This window comes from Candidatus Neomarinimicrobiota bacterium, from assembly GCA_036476315.1.
Classification (GTDB): domain Bacteria; phylum Fidelibacterota; class Marinisomatia; order Marinisomatales; family S15-B10; genus JAZGBI01.
On record JAZGBI010000008.1, the window covers coordinates 73281 to 90772 of the forward strand.

General features: G+C 50.6%; 14 protein-coding genes. 12 read left to right on the forward strand and 2 right to left on the reverse strand.

Features of this window, described 5'->3' with window-relative positions; genetic code table 11:
* Nucleotides 1-8 precede the first annotated feature (8 nt).
* Complete coding sequence (locus tag V3U24_00825) at nt 9-1181, reverse strand: Gfo/Idh/MocA family oxidoreductase (GenBank protein ID MEE9165997.1); 1173 nt, start codon at nt 1179-1181, stop codon at nt 9-11.
* Nucleotides 1171-1572 (reverse strand): hypothetical protein, encoded by a 402-nt coding sequence (locus V3U24_00830; GenBank protein ID MEE9165998.1) that lies wholly within the window; start codon nt 1570-1572, stop codon nt 1171-1173. The genes V3U24_00825 and V3U24_00830 overlap by 11 nt, the downstream gene beginning before the upstream one ends.
* A gap of 120 nt (nt 1573-1692) precedes the next feature.
* Here V3U24_00830 and ileS point away from each other — a divergent pair, with 120 nt between their 5' ends.
* The 12 genes from ileS (at nt 1693) to V3U24_00890 (ending at nt 17479) form a co-directional block, all read left to right on the forward strand.
* The gene (gene ileS, locus V3U24_00835) at nt 1693-4839 is read left to right on the forward strand and encodes an isoleucine--tRNA ligase (GenBank protein ID MEE9165999.1); all 3147 of its coding nucleotides are present in this window, start codon (nt 1693-1695) and stop codon (nt 4837-4839) included.
* 17 nt (nt 4840-4856) lie between these two features.
* Nucleotides 4857-5243, forward strand: coding sequence for a TraR/DksA C4-type zinc finger protein (locus V3U24_00840; GenBank protein ID MEE9166000.1), 387 nt, complete (start codon nt 4857-4859; stop codon nt 5241-5243).
* A 1-nt stretch (nt 5244) separates the two neighbouring features.
* Complete coding sequence (gene lspA / locus V3U24_00845) at nt 5245-5736, forward strand: signal peptidase II (protein ID MEE9166001.1); 492 nt, start codon at nt 5245-5247, stop codon at nt 5734-5736.
* The gene (locus V3U24_00850; protein ID MEE9166002.1) at nt 5723-6682 is read left to right on the forward strand and encodes an RluA family pseudouridine synthase; all 960 of its coding nucleotides are present in this window, start codon (nt 5723-5725) and stop codon (nt 6680-6682) included. The genes lspA and V3U24_00850 overlap by 14 nt, the downstream gene beginning before the upstream one ends.
* Nucleotides 6675-7655, forward strand: a complete 981-nt coding sequence (locus tag V3U24_00855) for a tyrosine-type recombinase/integrase (GenBank protein ID MEE9166003.1) — start codon at nt 6675-6677, stop codon at nt 7653-7655. The genes V3U24_00850 and V3U24_00855 overlap by 8 nt, the downstream gene beginning before the upstream one ends.
* A gap of 13 nt (nt 7656-7668) precedes the next feature.
* A complete protein-coding gene (gene pckA / locus V3U24_00860; GenBank protein ID MEE9166004.1) occupies nt 7669-9267 on the forward strand; it encodes a phosphoenolpyruvate carboxykinase (ATP) in 1599 nt (532 codons plus the stop codon).
* 110 nt (nt 9268-9377) lie between these two features.
* On the forward strand, nt 9378-9668 hold the full coding sequence (gene raiA, locus V3U24_00865; protein ID MEE9166005.1) for a ribosome-associated translation inhibitor RaiA: 291 nt from the start codon (nt 9378-9380) through the stop codon (nt 9666-9668).
* 72 nt (nt 9669-9740) lie between these two features.
* Nucleotides 9741-10652 carry a sugar phosphate nucleotidyltransferase gene (locus tag V3U24_00870; protein MEE9166006.1) on the forward strand — a complete coding sequence of 304 codons (912 nt, stop codon included), beginning with the start codon at nt 9741-9743 and terminating at the stop codon, nt 10650-10652.
* Nucleotides 10653-10735: 83 nt separating this feature from the next.
* Nucleotides 10736-11893 (forward strand): methionine adenosyltransferase, encoded by a 1158-nt coding sequence (metK, locus tag V3U24_00875; protein ID MEE9166007.1) that lies wholly within the window; start codon nt 10736-10738, stop codon nt 11891-11893.
* Nucleotides 11894-11898: 5 nt separating this feature from the next.
* Nucleotides 11899-13155, forward strand: a complete 1257-nt coding sequence (gene ahcY / locus V3U24_00880) for an adenosylhomocysteinase (protein ID MEE9166008.1) — start codon at nt 11899-11901, stop codon at nt 13153-13155.
* Nucleotides 13156-13175: 20 nt separating this feature from the next.
* Nucleotides 13176-16106 carry a hypothetical protein gene (locus tag V3U24_00885; protein MEE9166009.1) on the forward strand — a complete coding sequence of 977 codons (2931 nt, stop codon included), beginning with the start codon at nt 13176-13178 and terminating at the stop codon, nt 16104-16106.
* Nucleotides 16103-17479 carry a DUF5723 family protein gene (locus tag V3U24_00890; protein MEE9166010.1) on the forward strand — a complete coding sequence of 459 codons (1377 nt, stop codon included), beginning with the start codon at nt 16103-16105 and terminating at the stop codon, nt 17477-17479. The genes V3U24_00885 and V3U24_00890 overlap by 4 nt, the downstream gene beginning before the upstream one ends.
* Nucleotides 17480-17492 lie beyond the last annotated feature (13 nt).

Consider the following 17492-nt stretch of genomic DNA (forward strand, 5'->3'; position numbering starts at 1 on the left):
GCCTCTTTTCACTTTTCCACTGCGGTCCATTTTTTCTCACTTTTCGAGCTGGCGAGAACGGCCTCAATGAATTGGATGCTCCTGACACCATCCTCAACGGACGGGAAATCAAGGGCAAGTTCGTCAGGTTCCACTCCTTCAAGCTGTGCCAGGAGCGTTTCGGCGAAGTTGCGGTATATATTGGCGAATGCCTCGATGTAACCTTCAGGGTGACCGGATGGAAGGCGTGTGGCTCGAGCCGCTCCTGGACTGATCCGGTGGACATATTCGTTCCCGCGGGACCAAGTTTGTGCGGGTCCGTCGAGCTCCTTGACCTTAAGGTGATCGGGATGTTCCTGGTGCCACTCCACACTCTTCTTTTCGCCATACACCCGAATGGCCAGATCGTTCTCTTCTCCCACGGAAATCTGGCTTGTGTGCAAGACGCCCTTTGCTCCACTGTCGAATCTCAGAAGACAGTTCCCATCATCATCCAATCTGCGGTCTTCCACGAAAGTGGTGAGATCTGCACAGACGTGGGTAATCTTGAGTCCAGTAACGTATTCTGTCAGATTTCCGGCGTGAGTACCGATGTCACCCATGCATCCCGACGGCCCGCTCTGCTCCGGATCCGTTCTCCAGGCGGCCTGCTTATTCCCTGTCTGTTCCAGCGGAGTGGAAAGCCATCCCTGAGGGTACGTCACCACTGCTTTCCGAATCTTGCCTATTTCTCTTCTACGAATCAGATCCCTTGCCAGCTTCACCATGGGATAGCCGGTATAGTTGTGTGTCACGGCAAACAGTCTCAGGGATTCCTCCACAATTCCTCTCAGCTCTTTTGCCTCTTGTACACTCACCGTCATGGGTTTGTCACACACCACATGAAAGCCCTTTTTCAGAAAGTCGCGAGCGACAGGAAAATGAAGATTATTGGGAGTCACGATCGAGACGAAATCTATCCGGATTCCTTCGGGCAGCCTGCTTTCCTTCTCAATCATCTCAATGTAGTTCCCGTAGGCTCGACCGCCCTCGAGAAAAAGCTCCCGGGCCATCGGTTTTGACTTTTCAGGGTCTCTGCTAAACGCCCCGGCTACCAAATCTATCTTGCCATTCATGAGTGCTGCTTTTCGGTGGACGTCTCCTATGAATGCTCCGGGGCCACCGCCCACCATTCCCATTTTCAACTTCCGTTCAATTCTCATCCTTCCCCCTGAATGACGTATGGTTTTCGTCTGGATTTGATGTTCGAGAGGGCTTGAGGATGTTTCTTTTCATCAGAATGTCCTTGTTTCCGAGAAAACCCCCTTTAACATTAAGCAATTTGTGACATCCCAACAACCGAATATGCAGGCCTCTTTTCACTGGGCAGCAGCCAATTTCGGAGGTATCCATATGAATCTGATTGAGCTGCCAGTTACATTGGGGCGAAATGGATTGACTTTCAGACGGACGAGAGGTAAAATTTCTGGCTAAAAAGCAAAGAGAGTTTTCATGACAGGCAAGCTGTTTTTCATCCTGAGCGCTGTTTTTTTTATCTTGTGGATAGTCACGACTTCTGGCTCGCAGGTTCCCTTTTTTGGGAAGCTGGGACATCTGCCGGGTGACATCCAGATTCAGAGGGACAACTTTTCTTTGTACCTTCCCATTGGCTCATCTATACTTGTGAGCGTAGTTCTCACGTTTTTGCTCCGGTTGTTCTCCAGATTCTGAGCCATGCTTGAGAAAGTCCAGCCCCGCGTAGACTTTATCAGAGTTGAGCACGAGATGCTCGATTTCTGGAGAAGCGAGAAGATTTTTCGGGCGCGAATGACGGCCAACCAGGGAAATCGAAAATGGTCTTTCATTGATGGCCCCATCACGGCTAACAATCCCATGGGAGTTCACCATGCGTGGGGGAGGACGTACAAGGACATTTTTCAGCGCTTTCATGCAATGAAGGGCTATGATCAGAGGTATCAGAACGGATTTGACTGCCAGGGTCTGTGGGTTGAGGTTGAGGTGGAAAAGGAGCTTGGGTTCAAGTCCAAGACAGACATTGAGGAATTTGGCATTGAGAACTTCGTGAACGCCTGCAAAGACCGAGTGGACCGATTCTCGAAGATTCAGACAGATCAATCGATACGACTTGGATACTGGATGGACTGGGAGAACTCATACTACACGATGTCCGATGAGAATAATTACACGATCTGGAGTTTTCTCAAGCAATGCCATAAGAAGGGCTGGATTTACAAGGGGAACGATGTGTTGCCCTGGTGTATCGATTGCGGTGCTGCGTTGAGTGAACACGAGATCGCCACGGAAGGGTATGCGGAGAGAAGACATCTCTCTCTTTATGTTCGTTTCCCTCTGAAGGATGCCAAAAATGAATCATTATTGATCTGGACGACGACTCCCTGGACGCTTTCGTCCAATGTTGCTGCCGCCGTGCATCCGGAAATGACTTACGTAAAGGTGGAGCAGGGGGATGAAATCCTTTACCTCTCTGAAAGTCGAATCCACGTTCTGGAAAGTAAGGGGAAATATCGTGTTGTGGACAGGATGAAGGGAGTGGACCTTCTGGGAACAGTTTATCTGGGCCCGTTCGATGATTTCCAGGCACTTGAGGGTGTTCAACATTCCGTTCTGTCGTGGGATGAAGTGAACGCCGACGAAGGGACGGGAATTGTCCACGTAGCCCCCGGATGCGGTCATGAAGATTTGCTGATTGCTCAGGAATCCGGGTTGCCTGTTGTAGCTCCCCTTGATCAATTTGGAGATTTTATCGATGGTTTTGGCTGGCTTTCGGGCAAAAGCGTGAGAGATGTGGGAAAAGAGATTGTTGAAGCATTGGAGAAGGGTGATCAGCTCTACAGGCAGGAGTATTATACCCACCGGTATCCCATCTGCTGGCGCCACAAGACAGATCTTGTATTCCGACTTGTGGATGAATGGTTCATTTCCATGGATGAATTCCGGCATGACATAATGGCAGTAGCGAAGGAGATTCGATGGATTCCGGAGTGGGGTCTTGCCAGTGAGCTGGACTGGTTGAGGAACATGGACGACTGGATGATTTCCAAGAAGAGATATTGGGGTCTATCACTTCCCATTTACGAATGTGAGGAGTGCGGTCATCTGATTGTCATCGGTAGTAAGGAAGAGCTTCAAGAACGAGCCGTTGAAGGATGGGACGAATTTGAGGGCCATTCTCCTCACCGGCCGTGGGTCGATGCTGTGAAGATCCGGTGCGAAGATTGCGGAGCAACCGTTTCGCGCATTCCCGATGTAGGGAACCCGTGGCTGGACGCAGGTATTGTCCCCTACTCGACTCTTCACTATGTCACCGATCGGGACTATTGGAAGGAGTGGTTCCCTGCAGATTTCATTACCGAAAATCTCGCGGGGCAGTTTCGGAACTGGTTTTATTCACTCCTCGCCATGAGTGCCGCTCTGGAGCAGAAGCCTCCTTTCAAGACGGTTCTTGGCCACGCTCTTGTCAAGGATGAACACGGTCGCGATATGCACAAAAGTTCGGGGAATGCCATCTGGTTCGACGACGCGGCGGAGCAGATGGGAGTGGACGTGATGAGATGGATGTTTGCGGAGCAGAATCCGGAACAGAATCTGCGTTTTGGATACGGATCGGCAAAGGAAATCAGAAAACGGCTCATTACGCTGTGGAATGTCTATTCCTTCTTCGTCACGTACGCCCGTCTGGACCGATTCGATCCCAATGAGCCTGATGTGGATCAGTTTACAGAGCTTGATCGGTGGATTACTGCGCGCATGAACAGACTGATCCAGGTAGCTGACAATTCCTATAAATCATTTCGCGTTGACCGATTCATGAAACAAGTAGACAGGTTTCTGAACGATCTGTCGAACTGGTATGTGAGACGAAACCGGCGTCGTTTCTGGAAAAGTGAGAATGACAGTGACAAAAATGCAGCCTATTTTACGCTCTATGACGTTGTGAAGAGACTCATTATGATTCTGGCCCCGGTTCTCCCCTTTGTTACCGAAAAAATCTATCAGAATCTCATCCGGAATCTTGAAACATCGGCACCGAAAAGTGTTCATCTATGCGATTTCCCCCCTGTGGAAGAATCTCTCATCGATGATGACATTATCCGTGAGATTGATACCGTGGTAAAGATCGTTGAGCTTGGCCGGTATGCACGCAATAAGGCAAACTTGAAGGTCAGGCAACCCCTGGCAAAACTCCAGTATGCGACCGATGACAAGAACATTGCCGAGGCCATCCACCGGAACAAGGATCAGATTCTGGAGGAACTCAACGTGAAGGAAGTGGAACAGGTGGAATCGGTACACGAGCTGATCCGGTTCAGCATCAAGCCAAACCTTGCTGTTCTTGGCAAGAGGCTTGGAAGCGATCTGAATCAGGTGCGGGAAATGTTGGAGGACTTGTCGTACGAGGAGATTCAGGAAGAACTTGAGAAACATGACGGTTTTACACTATCGAACAACGGAAAAAGCTATCGGTTTTCGAAAGACGAAATTGTCGTGGAAACGACGCCCCATGATGGGAAATCGGCGGTCAGCGAATCATCGATGACCGTGGCGGTTACCACCGAACTGACCCCCCACCTGATTCAAGAAGGTCTCGTAAGAGATATGATCAGGCAGGTGCAGAACATGCGAAAAGAGGCCAATTTCGAGGTGGAAGATCGAATCGCCGTGACCTGTGAGCTAACGGAAGAATCGAAATCGGCCTTAGAGGCATTCGAGGACTATTTCCGCGATGAAGTGCTTGCAGCGGAGCTCCGGGTAGGAAATGTATCCGGTGAGTACACCAAGGAGATTATGGTGGGCGGTGAGAAGATGGCTATCGGTATTGAGAGAATCCCCAACAACTAGACCCACGAAAGGCAGACATGGCTAAGAAAAAACTTACCAAAGCGAAACTCAATCATTTCAAGACAATAATCCTAGAGAAACAAGAAAAGGCTCTTGCAGAGATGGGATATATTCGAAAGAGCTCCCTTGACGATACGGGAAACCTGGACAAGACAGCCAGTGACTCCACCTACGCTTACCACATGGCCGATGTTGGCACGGATTCCCAGGAGAGGGAAAAATCATTTCTATGGTACACGCGTGAGAACAACTTTATTCGCCACCTCGATAATGCGCTGGAACGAATCAGACAGGGGACATACGGCTTCTGCGTCGAGTGTGGCAACCCGATTATGGAAGAACGATTGGAGGAAGTTCCGCATACCCAACATTGCGTAAACTGTAAGAATCATCAGAATCGCTAAGTTGTTCAGGCCTCTCGTCTATTCTGCCTTCGTAGTCAGCATTGATCAACTGGCAAAACATCTTGTCCGATCACGCATGTCCGTCCACGAATCGATTCCTGTTCTGGGCAACTTTTTCCACCTCACCTACGTAGAAAACTCAGGAGCAGCATTTGGCATAAACTTTCAGGGTGGTCCCGTAGTTTTCACGGTGGCGGCCCTCATGGCGACCGTCCTGGTTATCTGGTACTTGTGGAAATTGCGTGAGAAGGGCTTTGCCCTGAAACTGTCCCTTGCACTCATTTTGGGTGGTGCGGTAGGAAACCTTGCTGACAGATTGCTTTTCGGCAAGGTCGTTGATTTCTTTGATTTCGGAATCGGAGGCTACCACTGGCCCGTATTCAACGTAGCCGATTCAGCGGTGACTGTTGGCATGTTTATTTTCCTTTTTCGATCCCTTTCTGGCGCCACGGGTCCCCAGAAAGGTACTGCCGCGTTAAATGCCGATTCTTGACCTGACAGCCCATCTCTCCAAGGTCCGCCTGGACAAATATCTTGCCGATGAAATTGAGGTGCTTTCACGGTCGAAAGCCAGAGAATGCATCGAATCCGATAATGTTTCCGTCGACGGGAAACGAGAAAAGCCGAGTTATATGCTGAAGGGTGGAGAGTCGATCCGGATTGAATTGCCCGTGGAGCCTCCGTTAGCCGTTGAAGGTGAGAATATTCCCCTGGATATTATTCATGAGGACGATGAACTTATCGTTATCAATAAGCCGGCCGGTCTTGTCGTTCACCCGGGGGCGGGGAACATTCAAGGCACTCTGGTAAATGCCCTGGTTTATCATTTTACCAGACTATCTTCCGTTCATGGTGACAGGCGTCCCGGAATCGTACATCGCCTGGATAAGGATACATCGGGAGTCCTTGTGGTAGCAAAAACAGATCAGTCGCATATGCACGTAGCGAAGCAATTCAGTTCGCACTCGGTTGAGAAAACCTATTGGGGAGTGGTGTGGGGAAAGTTTGACAGAAACGAAGGTGTTGTGGAAGGTCCCATAACCCGTCATCCCCGGGACCGGAAAAAGTTCGCGGTGGTGGAATATGGGAGACGGGCCGTCACCCGATACTGGGTGGAAAGGGAGTTTGACACTCTTACCCTCGTTGGACTGATGCCCGTAACAGGTCGTACTCATCAGCTGCGAGTTCACATGGCGCATGTTGGCCATCCCGTTTTCGCCGATGAGATCTATGGTGGTGGGAAATCCCGGCTGAAGGGATATTCCCCCCATCAAAGGGATTTCCTTATTTCCCTCTATTCTTCGATCCAGAGGCAAGCTCTGCACGCCCTGAGCATAACAGTGGTTCATCCGAAATCCCGCAAAGGAATGACCTTCGAAGCCCCCGTCCCCGCCGATTTTCAAACAGTGATTGACACATTGGAACGACGGCATGGATGAAGAAAAATGGGAAATCGTTAGACAATTCCTGGATTATCTCGAAAAGGAGAGGCATTACTCACCCCATACTGTCAAGGCTTATGGCAACGACCTGCACCGGTTCGTGGAATTTCTTGAAGTTCCGGATTTTTCAAGGGTTGACCGAAACGTGGTTACGAAATTCTTGAGCGAGGAGTTGATCAAAAAAGGGTACGAGAAGCACTCCAGGGATGGAAAGACCATTAAGAAGGGGTACGACTCACGGTCAATCGCGCGAAAAGTCGCTACGTTGAAATCCTTTTTCAAGTATCTCCTCAGGGCTGAAATCATCCCTGTCAACCCCATTTCATCCCTCAGAATCCCCAGGACGTCGAAGAAACTGCCAGATTATTTGGAAAGAAAGGTGGTAGAAGAATTGCTCAAAATGCCCATCGATCGTCCTCTGAAAAATCGAAAATCGTGGGAGGCAGAGAGGGACAAGGCCATTCTTGAAATCTTCTACAGCACGGGGATGCGTCTGAACGAGCTCGTTACCCTCTCCATGGATGACATGGACATGTCTGGAAACCTGGTGAAGGTTACGGGGAAAGGTGGCAGGGAGAGGATTATTCCGTTCGGGGACACCGCCAAAAAGGCGGTTCTGGCTTACCTCGCCAAGTCGGGAAGATCGGACACAGGTAGGAAAGGAAAAGTGACATCCCATGGGGCGAGTCCAGGGGATCCTCTTTTCATCTCCAGCAGCGGCAAGAGAATTTCAGCCAGGACCATTGACGACAGGTTGAGGAGATACTTCAGGAAGCTGTCGGGATCAACGGGTTTCAGTCCCCATCGACTGAGGCATACATTTGCCACACACCTGCTCGATGCGGGCATGGATATACGAGCGGTGAAGGAACTCCTGGGTCATGCCAGCCTTTCTACTACCCAGGGCTATACCCATCTTCAGGTAGAGCAAATGAAAAAGGTATTTGATCAGGCACATCCGCACGCCTAGCCGAGGAAAAAGGATGGATCTCACATATCTCGGGCTGTCGGGACAAAAGAATTTAAGCCGGAACGTGATTCCGGAGGTACTGATTGAAACGGCCCTGAAGCGGGGGGAGGGCGAACTGGGAATGCAGGGTGCTTTGATGGTGGATACGGGAAAGTACACGGGTCGCTCCCCAAAAGACAGGTTCCTTGTAGATGAACCGACGACCTCTCCCAATATCTGGTGGGGCTCAGTCAATCAACCGGTTTCCCAGAAGGTGTTTGATCTTCTGTATGGCAAAATCATCGATTATTACAACAGGAACGAGGACGGTCTGGGTGCTTTCGTATTTGATGGGTTGAGTGGTGCGGAACCGGAAACCTCGCTTCCTGTCAGATTTATCGCCAAGAAGGCCTGGCAGGCGATCTTCGTTAACAACATGTTCATCAGACCAACCCGGGAGGAACTTGGGGAATTTGCACCCGAGTTTACGATAATCAATGCTTCACCGATTATCGATGAAGAATGGAGGAAACATGGATTGCATTCGGAAACTTTTATCATATTTGATCTGAAGCGGAGTATAGGAATTATTGGCGGTTCCGAGTACGGCGGAGAAATGAAAAAGGGGATCTTTTCAATAATGAATTACTATTTGCCGCTGAAAGGGATACTCACTATGCATTGCGCCGCCAACGTGGATCTGAACGGTGACGAGTCCGCCCTGTTTTTCGGTCTGTCTGGCACTGGAAAAACAACCCTTTCCACCGATCAGGACCGTCTGCTTGTCGGTGACGATGAACACGGTTGGTCGGACTCGGGGGTATTCAATCTTGAAGGAGGGTGCTATGCCAAGGCGATCAATCTCAGCAAGGAGGCTGAACCGGGAATTTGGAATGCCATCAGTCACGGGGCCCTTCTGGAGAACCTGGTTTATGATAAGAAGACAAGACAGATCGATTTCTCTAACGCCAGCAAGACGGAGAATACACGCATCTGCTATCCCCTCAATCACATAGAGGCTTCCCTCTATTCCAAGGGCAAACCGAGCAGAGCGGACCATCCGAAAAGAATTCTCTTCCTTTCGTGCGATGCCTATGGCATACTCCCGCCAGTGGCACGGTTGACACCTGAACAGGCTATGTATCATTTCATCAGCGGGTATACGGCCAAGGTAGCCGGTACAGAAAGGGGAATAACGGAACCCCAGGCGACTTTCTCTCCCTGTTTTGGAGGACCGTTCTTAACTCTTCACCCCACGGTCTATGCCGAACTGTTCAGGAGAAAAATAAAGAAGCATGGGACCAAAGTGTACCTGGTCAACACGGGCTGGAGCGGGGGATCGGCGGTATCAGGTGCCAGTCGAATGCCCATAGGGGCGACAAGGCGCATGGTTACAGCCATATTGACGGGAGAAATTGAAGAGGCAGAGTTTGTCAAGGAGCCGGTCTTTGGTCTCGATGTTCCCACGGCGATTGGTGGAGTGGACGGCACCGTTCTCATGCCCCGGAGCACCTGGCCTGATGTAGATTCCTATGACAGGACGGCCCGAAAGCTGGCTGACAAGTTCAAAAACAACTTCACCCTTTATGGAGACGAGGAACCGTCGTTGGAGGCCGCTGGTCCTCAAATCTGAGTCTGGCGGGAGATCTCCATCATGATCTGGTCGGTTGCATCGCGAATTCTTTTGACTGCATCAGTCTTGGAAGTCGATATCACGGGAAGAGATACCAGAAAGGTGAGTCTATGATCATAGAGATTACCGTGCGCCACTTCAATCCAGCGGAAAACGTTCGTGAGTATGCTCTGAAGAAAGTGAACAAGATCCATAAATATTTTCCGAAACCTATTAGCTGTCATGTAATTCTTACCCATGAGAGCAACGGGTACACCACGGACATCACCCTTGCCGTGTCGGGGAAAAAACTCTTTGTGAGCGAAACAAGCGACGATCTGTTCAAATCGATAGACGGTGCAGTGGACAAGTCGATAGCCCGCGCGCTGAAATTCAAGAGCACTCGGTACGCACATAAATAGCCTGCACCTGAATCTGTCCCGAGTCCCGGACAACCTCTCATTTTGAAACCCATGAGAAATTCGAAGTAGGCGGTGAAAGTTATCATCCCCGTCGCTGGACGGGGCACGCGACTTCTTCCCTTTACCCAATCAAGGCAGAAATGTCTCCTGCCGGTGGCGGGCAAACCTGTCATTGACCATATTCTTCCTCCCTTGATTGAACAAGGATTCGACGAGATCATTCTCGTGACGGGCTATCTGGAGGACCAGATAAGGGAGTACACAAGAAAGTATGATGCTTCCTTCCGCTTCGTTCGACAGGAAGAGCCCCTGGGACTTGGACACGCGGTCTACCAGGGTCTTGAGAACCGTGACGATCCTGTGCTGATCCAACTGGGTGACGTAATCTATCATCACGATTTCTCCAGCTTTTGCACTACCGATCACCACAGAATTGCCGTGGACAGAGTGCCCGATCCAGAACGGTTTGGCATCGTTTCCGTCGAAGGTGGCCGGGTTATGCGGGTCTGGGAAAAACCTGAAAATCCCCCATCCAATCTGGCGGTAATCGGTCTTTACTACCTTTCGAACCAGCGGCCACTCTGGGAGGCGTTGACGTATCTGATTGATCATAATATTACGACAAAGGGGGAGATACAGTTGGCTGACGCTTTCCAGGAATTGATTGACTCGAAAGAAGTTGTCACGGTTGATTTCCTGCCGAACTGGTATGATTGTGGTATACCGGAGACATTTCTTTCATCCAACAAGGCTCTTCTCACCTCATCCGGATTATCCATCGAGGGGTCAACCATTATTGAGCCCGTAAGCATCGGTTCCGGTTGCCATATTGAAAGTAGCACCGTTGGTCCCTTCGTAACCATTATGGACGACTGCCAGGTCGTCAATTCCAGGTTGGACGATACCATCGTGCTATGGGATTCGGAGATCAGGGATGCCACAGTATCTCACGCAATCGTGGGAAACGGCCACCGATTGCCCTGACGGGAATATTCTGTTGTATTTCCTGAGACAAGTGAGCTAACTTAACTTTTAGTGATCGTTATTCCTGGAGTGGAGGAGAAGAGGTGAGGCGGAGAATTTTTACATCCGAATCCGTGACGGAAGGTCATCCGGATAAAATCTGTGATCAGATTTCAGATTCCATTCTCGATGACATCATCCGGCAGGATCCGGAAGCGAGGGTAGCTTGCGAGGTGTTGACCACTACCGGTTTGGTCCTCGTGGCAGGGGAAATCACCACGAGCTGCTATTCGGATATTCCCAACGTGGTTCGATCTACCCTGAGGGATATTGGGTATACGGATCCTGAATTCGGTCTCGATTATCAGGATTGCTCTGTTCTTATATCCGTGCATGAGCAGAGTGGCAACATTGCCGCAGGTGTAGATGAGAGCGAGGGTCATGAGCAGGGGGCCGGTGATCAAGGATTGATGTTCGGCTACGCTTGCAGCGAAACGGACGTCCTAATGCCCCTTCCCATACATCTGGCCCACGCGCTGGCGAGGCGGTTGGCACAGGTTCGTAAGGAGGGCATTCTGCCATGGGTCCGACCCGACGGAAAAACTCAGGTGTCGGTCCTGTATGAAGATTCAAAACCTGTGAGCGTCGAGAAGGTTGTCATCGCCGTTCAGCACGACCCTGCTATTCCCGTCGAGGAGATCCATTCCGAAATAGAGCAGAAAGTAATCCTGCCTGTCTGCGGGAGTTGGGCGCATGACCGGACCGAGTATTTCATCAATTCCACAGGCATTTTTGAGAAGGGGGGACCGGAAGCCGACACGGGGCTCACGGGCCGGAAAATTATTGTCGACACGTACGGCGGAATGGGTCGCCACGGAGGGGGCTGTTTTTCCGGAAAGGACCCGAGCAAAGTCGACCGTTCGGCCTCATACATGGCAAGATACATTGCGAAAAACATTGTTGCTTCGGGTCTTGCGGACCGGTGTGAAATCCAGTTTGCCTATTCCATCGGCGAAGCCAAACCTGTCGGTCTATTTGTGGATAGCTTCGGGACCGGGAAGATACCCGATAGGAAGCTGGTAGAGATCACCAAGGAACATTTCCCGGCAACCCCGAAGGAGATCATCGAGTATCTGGATCTCAAAAGGCCCATTTACCGGAAAACGGCGGCCTACGGTCATTTCGGAAGGGAAGAGGAAGGTTTCACCTGGGAAAAACTGGACAAGGTTGAGGAACTCAAGCGGTACTCGAAAGGGAAGTAATGACTATGGTAGACCACGACGTTCAAGACTTGGAACTGGCCGAGAGGGGGAAACGACGGATCCTGTGGGCTGAAAGGAATATGCCTGTACTGGTTTCCATACATGACCGGCTGTCCGAAGAAGTGCCTCTGAAGGACGTTCGTCTGTCCGCTTGCCTGCATGTGACGGCGGAAACGGCAAATCTCATGAGGGCTCTAAAAGCCGGCGGGGCCGAGGTGGTTCTTTGCGCAAGTAATCCACTTTCCACCCAGGATGACGTCGCAGCATCTCTGGTCAAGGACTTCGATATTCGAGTCTATGCCGTCAATGGCGAAGATACGGAGACGTACTACGATCATATTCGAGCAGCTCTTGATAACGAACCGCTGATTACTCTTGACGACGGAGCCGATCTTGTGAGTACGCTCCATTCAAAATATCCACAAAATACGTCTAAAGTCAGTTGCAGCATGGAAGAGACAACTACCGGTGTCATACGACTGAGAGCCATGGAGAAATCGGGTGCTCTAAAGATCCCCATTGTGGCCGTGAATGACGCCGATACTAAGCATCTGTTCGATAATCGCTATGGGACGGGCCAGTCGACGCTCGATGGGATTATTCGTGCCACGGGTATCCTTCTGGCGGGCAAAGTTTTCGTCGTGGCAGGATACGGGATGTGCGGTCGCGGACTTGCAAGCCGAGCCAGGGGCATGGGAGCCCACGTCGTCGTCACAGAAGTTGATCCCCTTAGGGCTCTGGAAGCATCTCTGGATGGATTTCAAGTGATGCCTATGAGTCAGGCCGCCCCTTTGGGTGACATATTTTGTACCGTGACAGGTGACACCACAGTTCTGAATCTGAGCCATTTTGAACAAATGAAAGATGGAGCAATCGTGGCAAACTCTGGCCATTTTAACGTGGAAATCGATGTAGAAGCCCTGGATATGCTTGCGACAGAAGTAAACCGGAACGTGAGAGACTTCGTTGATGAATACGTTATGGCAGACAACCGTCGCATTTACCTGCTCTGCGAGGGGAGACTCATCAATCTCGTGGCTGCCGAGGGTCACCCTGCTTCTGTCATGGATATGAGCTTTTCTCTTCAGGCTCTCATGGCGGAGTACGCCGTCAAGAATGAACTTCCCGTTGCCGTCCACAAAGTGCCCCGAGAGATCGACGAGCTCGTGGCATCACTCAAGCTTAAGGCCATGGGCATCAATATTGACTCACTTTCTGAGGAACAGAAGGACTACCTGGCTTCCTGGGAAGTGGGAACATAGTTTCTCCCTTACTTTAACCTATGCTTAAGCGAATTCCCTGTATCTTCGCTATCATTTCTATCTGGCTCAACACGAGTTGCGATTTTCAAAGTCCGTCCGATTTCGAGGTACCCATCTGGAACATGAATCTCACGATCCCTCTTCTGCACGAGAAATACCCACTGGGGAATATTGTTAACGACTCCACCATCCACGCCGGCGGTGACACCATCTTTCTTCAATTTGAAGGGGAATTGCCTGCCGACTCAGTGAATGGAGACTACCTTCAGATACCTTTGAGTGTGAGCAGGGGCGGTGTAACCACGATTACTCCGCCGGTGGTATCGGACTATTTTGACAGCCTGAGTTTGCCTTTTTCGTTTCCGGCTGTTCCCGTGGGAGCAATTATGGTAGCCAGGGCAATTCAAAATGTTGCCGCCGACCCTGCGGTCCCTGTCATATTTCCTTCCTCCGAAGTTCAGAAAATAGTAGCCTCAGACTGGAATGATGTGGCGAGCGAGATCGAGGCCGCCTTTGGTCGCTTCGATACCTCTCTTACGGTTCTCGATTTTGGCCAGCTTTTCGCAAGCATCCCTTTTGTTCAAGCTCAGGGCATCGTCATCGGAGGCGAAGAAGAGGACAACTTTTTCGAGTCCAGCATTGAAAATGTGGACCTTCCCTTGGACATGGATAGCACGTGGGCCGATCTGCTGAGCAATGAGAAGTACCTGGCCAGACACGACACCATTGATCTTGGAACGGGCTCTCCATTTGATAGTACCACGGATCTTGTGGGAGACACTCTTACGGAAGCGCTTGAAATTCGATTTGGCTTCAATATGGGAAGGGCTACGGACACCGTAACAATAGACGCAAACTCTGAGCCGGAAATCCTGATGCAGTTCAGCATGAAAATCACCGATCTGGAGAAGGCTATCCTCGAAGTGTCGGAGCAATCTCTTGTCCCTGATCTCGACCCTATCTCGTTCCAGGATGCATCCGTGGGCGCGGAAGATTGCGCGGTGAACGGTATTTATGGCGGTGACTTCGACACAGGGACACCATCAGGGATCAATCAAATCGGCATTTCAAATGTTCTCAGTTCGTTTCCTTTCGACATCGATTTCGGAATTGATTTCGCCAACTTCGTCTCTCCCGAAAGCGATACATTGAGCTTTGGGGACACTCTAAGTAGTGGGGATCGTCCCCTGGAGGATAGTCAAGATCTGGACGGGTGGTCCTTTGCGAATCCCATTGACCCGAATCAAGTGGTGGAAGAAATATCTGTGAAGGTGACGGCAAACAGCGTGCCAGACACGGTGGAGATCTTCCTGGATGGAACAGAGCCCGACTGGACACTATCCATGGGAGTCGATGTCGCCCCCCTCTACTTCGAGCGCCTGGAACTCGATCTGGAGTGCCCGTTCCCAACGCAAACCCAAGAGATAGGAAATGTCCCTCAGGGATTCACGGGGATGAGATTCGAGGAGCTGATTTTGAAGTTCACGATGTACAATGAGATTCGACTGCCTATTGTTTTGAATCTTGATATCATCGGTGTATCCGAGACCGGAGATTCTGTCCGCGTGGAATTGGATTCTGCTGCGCTGGCGATTCCCGACACCGGTGCGGGAGGACAAGGGGACACAGCCAGGACAGTGCTGAAGCTAGGTAGGTTAGGAACGGAAGTTAAAATTTACAGCAGTGCAGGCAATCTTGTTCCGGATTCCACGTACACAATCTCTAAAGGGGAGGGGGGCTCTATTGTCGACTTGCTGAATATCGGTCCTTCTGAAATCAATGTGGATGCCGCGGCCGGAATTAACGGTAGGGGTGATATCGAAACTGACAAGGCCATCTGGGGAGAATATGAACTCATCGCTCCTTTTATCGTGGGTCTGGATACCATGACCTTCCTTCCCGCCACATCAACGCAAATGGACGAAATGCCCAATGAAACACGAAACCAGCTCAGGAACTCTGTTAAGGGTGCAGGGATAACGACGCGGATTGTTAACAGTATGCCCGCTGAGGGAGAACTGGCCATGCTGTTCTCTGATCGCAATCTGTTTCCACTGGACAGAAAGAGTGAAACGTTGGCGTCCGTCAGAGACAGTCTGGGGTGGCTCCCCACAGACTCGCTTTATATCCTGACCTCCTGCGATTCCTTAACGCCCACCAACCCGGACATGTACATCTTTTCCGTTCTGGCGGATTCATCGGACTGCGTCGAAGGGGTGGGGTATTTGGTCAGAGGAGTTGAAGGGGCCGTCGACACCATCTATTCGTATGTGGATACTCTCCTCAAAGTGCCGCTGCCTCTTCCAAAGGAGTTCTACGCCGAGTCAGACTCGGGAGGAGCACCTGGCATGACGAAAGTCCCAGGGGACACCACCGTTGTGACTGAAATAGATACAAACACGATTGCTCTTCTCACAGATCTAGGGGATCACTATATCAATACGCGAAGCCAATTCTATGGCTCAGAGAAGACAGTCTTTTTCTCAATGAGAGATACCCTGGAGGTGTTCTCATTTATGACATTTCTTATAAAAAGTACCGGACTTTTGGGGGAGCCTGAGGACGAGATTGTCATCATCTATCCGAACGGGGGTGAGACCTTCTCTATTGGAGAGGAGGTATCGATCCGATGGAGGTCTCTGGGTAATGAAATCAGGAACGATCTCGTGGAAGTCTTTCTTTCTACAACGGGCAGTCCTGATATTGATGATGAAGGTGATTGGGGGACAATTCAGGGGCCTCTCGCCAATGTAGATTCTACACTGTGGACTCCCGCTACTACTGCTGACAGCCTGTGGCTGAGAATCTGCAATGAAGATGGATCCATATGTGACAAGAGTGGTTGGTTTTTTGACGTGACTTCAGGTTTGGGAAGAATCATCGCCGGCGATGGAAGGGCGAATGTGAACTCCAAATTGCGAGAATCCAGGCTGAGAAAAAAGGGCCGATGAAGAAACGTAGACCGGACTTTCTGGTATCCATACTGCTGATTGCAGCGTCTGTCTCTCTTGTGGGACAGGCCAAGCGCGATCCGAGGATGGTCGCACTCGGGGGTGCTTACACGACGATCGCCGACGGCGTCTATGCGGTGGGCGTCAATCCCGCGAATCTTGCTTACCAGCACGATAAACCTTTCATGTGGCAAATGGGCACATTGAATATTGGAATAGTAAACAGTTTCTTTTCACTGGAGAACTGGACGGGGTTGAGCGGCGCGAATCTTGAACGAAACCGACAGGAGAAGAAGCTGGAGATCTTCAATCAGGTGAGAGACGGGCTGAGGTTCACAGTCGACACCCATCTGGCGTTGCCCGCGTTGAACTACTCATCGGGAAACATGGCCTTCACGAGTGACCTGATAGTTGTGGGAGACATGGCCTTTCCCGAGGACCTTTTTCACTTGATCCTCGAAGGAAACGAGGTTGACAAGCCTTTTGACATGGCGCTAAAATTTGAGTCCATTGGCCTGATGGAATTTGGCTTCTCGTTTGCTGTGCCATACGAGAAATTCTCCTGGGGTGTAACGCTAAAATATCTTCTTGGGGGATTCTACCTCGGAATTGATCCTGATTCCAGCTACTCTAATCTCGTTACTGACACGACGGCGTTCTACGGTGGTGGGCGCTATTTTATTCGCCAGGGTATCGGGGGCAGCGGATTTGGACTCGACATTGGGTTTTCAACGGGTGAGTATAACGGGTGGAAGGCGGGATGTTCTCTGATCAATGCCCTGGGGACCATCCACTGGAATCGAGGGTCCTTTATCAAAGATATGCTGGGGGTGAATGACTCAACCGGACTTGTCACCTGGGGCGGCGAGGAGGTACCTGAAAGGTCCGCCATGATTTATGAATTCACGATCGACAGCCTCAACGCCATAAACATGACAGAGCTGGATATGGATTCGATATTTGTCTCGAGCAAGAGCGTGGTAAGGGATACGATTGCAGGAGGCAAGCCAAGACCGTTCACTGTCCGGTATCCCGCTTTTTTCAGGCTGGGCGTTTCAAGACAGGTTGACCCGGACCTGCTCGTGGTTTCTGATCTTGTGGCTGGTTTTCAGGATCGGCTCTACGTCCAGAGACGGTGGAAATGGTCCTTCGGAGTGCAATTCACACGGTTTCGGAGTTTTCCACTGCGGCTGGGTTACAGTTGGGGGGGGAAATACTTGAAAGAACTCGGATTCGGATTTGGGCTACACAAAGGGCCTCTCATTTTCGATTTTGCTCTGGCATTCCGCAACGGTATCTGGATTCACAGTATGAAAGGGATCACGCTCTCCATGGGATTATCCCTGACAAGCTTTAGAAGCCGAAAGGAATAATGCGAAAAGCACC

Bases quoted from the DNA above. Each gene is read 5' to 3' on its own strand.
- V3U24_00825 (MEE9165997.1), bottom strand. From the start codon at position 1,181: ATGAGAATTGAACGGAAGTTGAAAATGGGAATGGTGGGCGGTGGCCCC.
- V3U24_00830 (MEE9165998.1), bottom strand. From the start codon at position 1,572: ATGTCCCAGCTTCCCAAAAAAGGGAACCTGCGAGCCAGAAGTCGTGAC.
- ileS (MEE9165999.1), top strand. From the start codon at position 1,693: ATGCTTGAGAAAGTCCAGCCCCGCGTAGACTTTATCAGAGTTGAGCAC.
- V3U24_00840 (MEE9166000.1), top strand. From the start codon at position 4,857: ATGGCTAAGAAAAAACTTACCAAAGCGAAACTCAATCATTTCAAGACA.
- V3U24_00850 (MEE9166002.1), top strand. From the start codon at position 5,723: ATGCCGATTCTTGACCTGACAGCCCATCTCTCCAAGGTCCGCCTGGAC.
- V3U24_00855 (MEE9166003.1), top strand. From the start codon at position 6,675: ATGGATGAAGAAAAATGGGAAATCGTTAGACAATTCCTGGATTATCTC.
- pckA (MEE9166004.1), top strand. From the start codon at position 7,669: ATGGATCTCACATATCTCGGGCTGTCGGGACAAAAGAATTTAAGCCGG.
- raiA (MEE9166005.1), top strand. From the start codon at position 9,378: ATGATCATAGAGATTACCGTGCGCCACTTCAATCCAGCGGAAAACGTT.
- ahcY (MEE9166008.1), top strand. From the start codon at position 11,899: ATGGTAGACCACGACGTTCAAGACTTGGAACTGGCCGAGAGGGGGAAA.
- V3U24_00885 (MEE9166009.1), top strand. From the start codon at position 13,176: ATGCTTAAGCGAATTCCCTGTATCTTCGCTATCATTTCTATCTGGCTC.
- V3U24_00890 (MEE9166010.1), top strand. From the start codon at position 16,103: ATGAAGAAACGTAGACCGGACTTTCTGGTATCCATACTGCTGATTGCA.